This window comes from Bacillus sp. MBGLi79, from assembly GCF_002953915.1.
The window spans coordinates 2,999,376-3,004,666 of sequence record NZ_CP026521.1 but is presented as its reverse complement, the minus strand read 5'-3'; the positions used below and the strand labels follow the sequence as shown (position 1 = coordinate 3,004,666).

The following is a 5,291-nucleotide window of genomic DNA, read 5'->3' as shown; positions in this document are numbered from 1 at the left end:
AGAAACTGATAAAAAAAGACCTTATTGAAAGCTACCAGAAGCCGGATAATAAAAAAGAAATTTATTTTAGGCTTACTGCGCAAGGCAAAGTAATTTATAACATCCATGAGGAACTCCATAAAGAGTTTCGAGAACGGGACAAAGTCGTTTTTGAACAAGTTACCGAAGAACAATTTGACAGTATGCTTAGCTTCGTGGAAAAGTACAGCAGGCATTTGGATACTGAAATAAAGAAACAGGGAATAGCTGTTAATTAGATCGGATAAATAGAATAAAGAAACCATAGTCAGCCCAACTCTATTGTGAATGGGCTGTCTTTTTTATTCTTAATTTTGTTGACAGGGAAACAATATGGTGCTATCTTTTTGTTGACGAGGAAACAAAATGGTTCTGAGAGGAGAATAATATGTCAAAAGATCAAATAAAGAAATCAGGCTTATCGAAAGAAATTCTCTCGGCTGCCTGGGCAATTGCACTTGGAGCAATTGCTCCAATGCTTGATTCAACTATGGTAAACATCGCCATTGACAAATTAAATAAAGATTTCAGCACGACGTTGGATACCATTCAATGGTCCATTACAGGTTATGTTTTAGCCCTTGCTATTGCAGTTCCTGTATCCGGATGGCTTATGAACAAATTTAACGGAAAGAAAATCTTAATCGGTGCAGTCATCGCCTTTGGTGTAACTTCTGTTTTTGCTGGGGTTAGTTGGAAAATTTCTAGCTTTATCTTATTCCGTTTACTTCAAGGATTTAGCGCTGGGATTATTACCCCGCTTATGTCAACGCTATTGGTTAAAACAGCAGGCCGAGAACATATAGGGAAAGTGATGGCTATTGTCAGCACACCAATGATTTTGGGCCCAATCTTAGGACCTGTAATCGGGGGCTTCATCGTCCAAGCTACATCATGGCATTGGATTTTCTTCATCAACGTGTTCATCGTTTTGATTGCTGCACCACTGATGATGAAAACTCTTCCAGACTTTGAGCCATTCAACAAAAATAGCAAACTTGATATTTTTGGAATTATCAATTTATCCTTAATGAGTGCAGCAATGATATACGGAATTACGAAAGCAGCGGACCATGCATCATTTAACAATAGCGAAACAATCCTATGGACGGGCATCGGCCTCGCATTAGCTGTAATTTACATCGTATATAACCGAATCAGAAAAAATCAAACCGTACTCCCCATAAATTTGTTTGCACACAAAAACTTCTTAGCATCCAGCGTCGGGTTATTATTAGCGAATATTGCCGTCATGGGACCCATGTTAATACTTCCATTGTTCTTTCAAAACTTCCGTCATTTCACGGCAATCGAAGCTGCGCTAGCATTAATCCCTCAAGGAGTCGGGATGCTTGTTACTCGGCCAATGATTGGAAAAATGATTGATCGGATCGGTGCGAAATACGTCGTTATGGCCAGTCTTGTTCTTTCGCTTATCGGGTCTATTCCACTTATCTTTATCACCGATAAAACGAGTATGATTTGGATTTCCATCATATTATTCATCCGTGGGACCAGTTTTGGAGGAATTATGCTTCCATTGACGAGTGATGCTTATACAGGACTTGGCAGCAAACAACTTCCAGAAGCAGGTGTCGGTATTCATATTATTGAAAATCTTGGTTCGAGCTTTGGTACGGCTGTTATCGCCACTGTGGTCGCAACTGTCATGCAAGGATTACAACCAACGATTGCGAATGGCTTAAAAGGTTACCATGCTGGGTTCTTAGTATCCACCATTGTCCTTGCTGTAATCTTCATCCCAAGTCTATTCCTCACACATAAAAAAGCTAAATAAGCAAATGAGAATTGGTGATTATTGGATTTGTATACTTGTATCAATCGGGAACTAAAAAACTCTGTGCTTACTAGTACAGCGGAAATCAGAGGGGAAGCTAAAGAACATATATTAGAAGAGATGCCCTATCCTTTAAGAGAGCGGTATGCATAGTTGACAACTGTAAAAAACAGATGAAGAGAATGTAAAGGGGAGCCTTAATTTTTCGCGCTTATCACGTAGTAAGTAGCTGAAAAGAAGGAGAATACAGACAAGTGATTCGTTTTAAAAAGAACCGCCTTCGACCTTAATAAGTTGAAGCGGTTTTTGCTGTACAAACAGTTAGCTGTCTTGGCTACCGGGCGGGCTGCTTACCAAAGCTAACTGTTAAATTGAAATGAAAAAAGGGCCTTTTAAAGCCCCTTTTAAGCCAATTGCCGCACTGGTTGCTCGACATGTTTTAGTTTTTCACAACGGACAAACTGACACTGTTGCCTGAGACTGTTACTTTAGCAAAGTCTTGAGTATCAATCACAGGTGTTATGGCTTTGTTGTCGATGGTGATGTTTGTAAAAGATGTTGAAAAATTTGATTTGATAGATTGGCGTGACCCTGTTGTTGCAACTGTAGCGAGTGCTTTCCATTTAGAGATGGAGCCGACATTTGTTTTGCTGATTTCTGAAATGAGACGGCCGTTGTATCCCGCATTGTTCGTGCCCCAGTAGGTAGCGCGGGTATTGCCGTTAAGATTTTTGTAGATGGTAAGTTGTACGGTGCTGCCGGGACGGAAACCTTTCGTATTCGTGAATTGGCTTCCTCCTTCGAGGTACTGAACCTGATCCTGTCCTTTTGAACCGACTTTCATATATGGTTTCCATACATTATATTTATCACTGTACTGAAGCCCGATATCGGATTCTGTGCCCCCGCTAAAGCCAGAGTAGATGTAGGCTGTCCCATTTGAAACCTGAATGGAGCTAGGAAGTTGGATTTTCGTAACAAAAATGGCACCAGTGCTGTTCAAGTAAGCCCTTCCGCCGATTCCATCAGTTAGCTGTGATGCAGCTTCTGCGGTTTTTGGGCTAATAATACCCGGCACGTCTACTGCACATGTGCCAAAAAGCACAGTTGCCGTAAGCGCACCCGCGAGCAGTCCTTTTTTCATCATCATTATTTCCCCCTATCATTATAATTAGAAAACGCTATCATGTTGTATTATAAAACATTATGAAAAAAATTCCGTAATAAACATGCAGATAGACACAGAATTTACACTTTATGACTTTCAGATCTGGCAAACGGTTGATTCGTAATCTTAAATAATGCCCTGTGAAGTGTAAATATTACTATAAATTGCTAATTGATGCTTGTGCTTAAAAGAAATTTAATATAGAAAGAGCTATATAGAGGCAGCACCTATATTTTTATATCCTCTGGGCAAAGCTTATGTAAAAGCTGCTTAACCGACATTTCCTCAGTTAATGATCGTATCCCTTGACCTGCCCATAAAGACATCTGATCATGGTTATTTTGAAGTGAAGCCTGCTGTCTCATTGCCTTTGTTAGTGTATTTTGATAGGGATACGGAAGGGTTTGTGTCTCATACTGTTCTTTTTCTTCCATCCATTTATTTACGATTCCTCTGGCCTCTTTACCTGAAAATAGTTTCGTAAGCTTTGTATCTGCTTCGTTTGCCTCTCGTATTTTCTGTTTATGCACTGGATGTGCGCTGCTCTCGTGACAAATTAAAAAGGCAGACCCAATTTGAACGCCTTGGGCTCCAAGGGTTAAAGCTGCTTTTACTCCTCTGTGGTCTATAATTCCCCCAGCAGCTATGACAGGTACACTCAATGCATCTGCTGCTTGTGGAATCAGAGCCATTAAACCTATGGCAGATTCACCTTTGGAAGGTAAAAATGATCCGCGATGTCCACCGGCTTCACTTCCTTGAAGGACGACGATATCCATTCCCCGTTCCTCCATTAACAATGCTTCTTCCACTGTTGAAGCGGTTCCAATTAAACAGCATCCAGCAGTTTTTAGCTCCTTGACCGCGGCTTCCGGCGGCAGATCAAAAGTGAATGAGCAAGCCTTTACCTTGTATCTTAAAATCATATCAATTTTTTGATAGAAATCATCCCACTCTTCTTGCACAGATGTGAATTGATTTACTTGATTGGCTAACGGTATGTTTTCTTTCCACTTTTTAACCTGGTCTTCTGGCGGCATTTCTAGACCGAGCGGAACAAACACATTAATTTGAAAAGGAGCGTCTGTCAGCTCAAACATTTCTTTTATTTGTTGTTCTAGCAGTTCTGGCTTAAGGTACCCCGATGCTAAACTACCAAGAGCACCTTGATTCGAAACTGCAGATGCCAGTTGCGGCTTTGTAATGCCGCCAGCCATTGGAGCTTGAATAATCGGTTTTGTTAAGGAAAACATCTTCATAAATTCATTCATACCGAATCCCCCCGTTAAGACATGACTTTTGAAAAAGTGTCATTTCTCATTTTCCTCAAAAACTCGTATTCGCTTAAATATATCGTTTTCCTTCTTTTTGTCAACCAATGTTTTTCTGAAAATGATCTCTCATATTCTTTAAAAAAGCAGTTAAAGCAGGGGTAATGGAAGTGTCTTTTCGCCTGCTAAACATGGTTGATACGAAAGAATAATAAGAGAACTTCATGTAAACTAAAGCTTAGAAGACTAAATCATTTCGTGAGTGGCTCATATACATAAGGTTGTAAATGACGTGCACAAAAATAACACGGACATAAAATTGGAAGGTGGAACTGACAACCATTGATAATGAAAATTCTTTATTTCATAATAAAATCAATATTCGGTTTTAGAGTTAGATGTTAGGCTGTATAAAGAAAAGTCTGAAACGGAGGAATACATGCAATGCGAAATGAACAGGAAATGATGGACATGTTTTTAGACTTTGCTTTGAACGATGAGAGAATCCGATTGGTCACTTTAGAAGGGTCACGTACAAACAAACATATTCGCCCCGACAACTTCCAAGATTATGACATTTCTTATTTTGTAACTGATATAGAATCTTTTAAAGAAAATGATCAGTGGCTTGAAATCTTTGGGAAGCGTATTATGATGCAAAAACCCGAAGATATGGAGCTTTTCCCTCCCGAATTAGGTAATTGGTTTTCATACATTATTCTTTTTGAGGATGGCAACAAAGTAGATCTAACCCTTATTCCAATTCGTGAAGCAGAAGATTATTTTGCTAATAACGATGGTTTGGTTAAGGTCTTGCTCGATAAGGATACGTTCATCAGCTATGAAGTGCCCCCAAATGACCTCCAAGATTGGACGAAAAAACCGACTGCAAGGGAATTTGATGATTGCTGTAATGAGTTCTGGATGGTTTCGACTTACGTAGTCAAAGGATTAGCAAGACATGAAATCCTTTTTGCCATTGATCATTTAAATGAAATCGTCCGTCCTAATCTATTGAGAATGATGGCTTGGCATA

Annotated in this window: 4 protein-coding genes and 2 pseudogenes; 3 read left to right on the top strand and 3 right to left on the bottom strand. The window is 39.6% G+C overall.

Features of this window, described 5'->3' with window-relative positions:
* Positions 1–257, top strand: a pseudogene (locus tag C1T29_RS15310) (MarR family transcriptional regulator); the annotation flags it as partial.
* Positions 258–406: 149 nt separating this feature from the next.
* Positions 407–1,816, top strand: a complete 1,410-nt coding sequence (locus tag C1T29_RS15305) for an MDR family MFS transporter (RefSeq protein WP_103749968.1) — start codon at positions 407–409, stop codon at positions 1,814–1,816.
* Positions 1,817–2,255: 439 nt separating this feature from the next.
* Here the strand turns inward: C1T29_RS15305 and C1T29_RS15300 are convergent, their stop codons facing one another.
* From C1T29_RS15300 to C1T29_RS15290, 3 genes and pseudogenes are all read right to left on the bottom strand, one after another.
* Positions 2,256–2,963: a YrpD family protein gene (locus C1T29_RS15300; RefSeq protein ID WP_017696046.1), complete on the bottom strand. Its 708-nt coding sequence runs from the start codon at positions 2,961–2,963 to the stop codon at positions 2,256–2,258.
* 248 nt (positions 2,964–3,211) lie between these two features.
* Entirely contained in the window at positions 3,212–4,255 is a 1,044-nt protein-coding gene (locus C1T29_RS15295; RefSeq protein WP_103749969.1) for a nitronate monooxygenase, read from the bottom strand.
* Between the two features lie 100 nt (positions 4,256–4,355).
* Positions 4,356–4,466, bottom strand: a pseudogene (locus C1T29_RS15290) (LysR family transcriptional regulator); the annotation flags it as partial.
* A 233-nt stretch (positions 4,467–4,699) separates the two neighbouring features.
* Between C1T29_RS15290 and C1T29_RS15285 the strand changes: the two are divergent.
* The coding region (locus tag C1T29_RS15285) for an aminoglycoside 6-adenylyltransferase (protein ID WP_208945497.1) at positions 4,700–5,291 on the top strand (592 nt) is incomplete at its 3' end.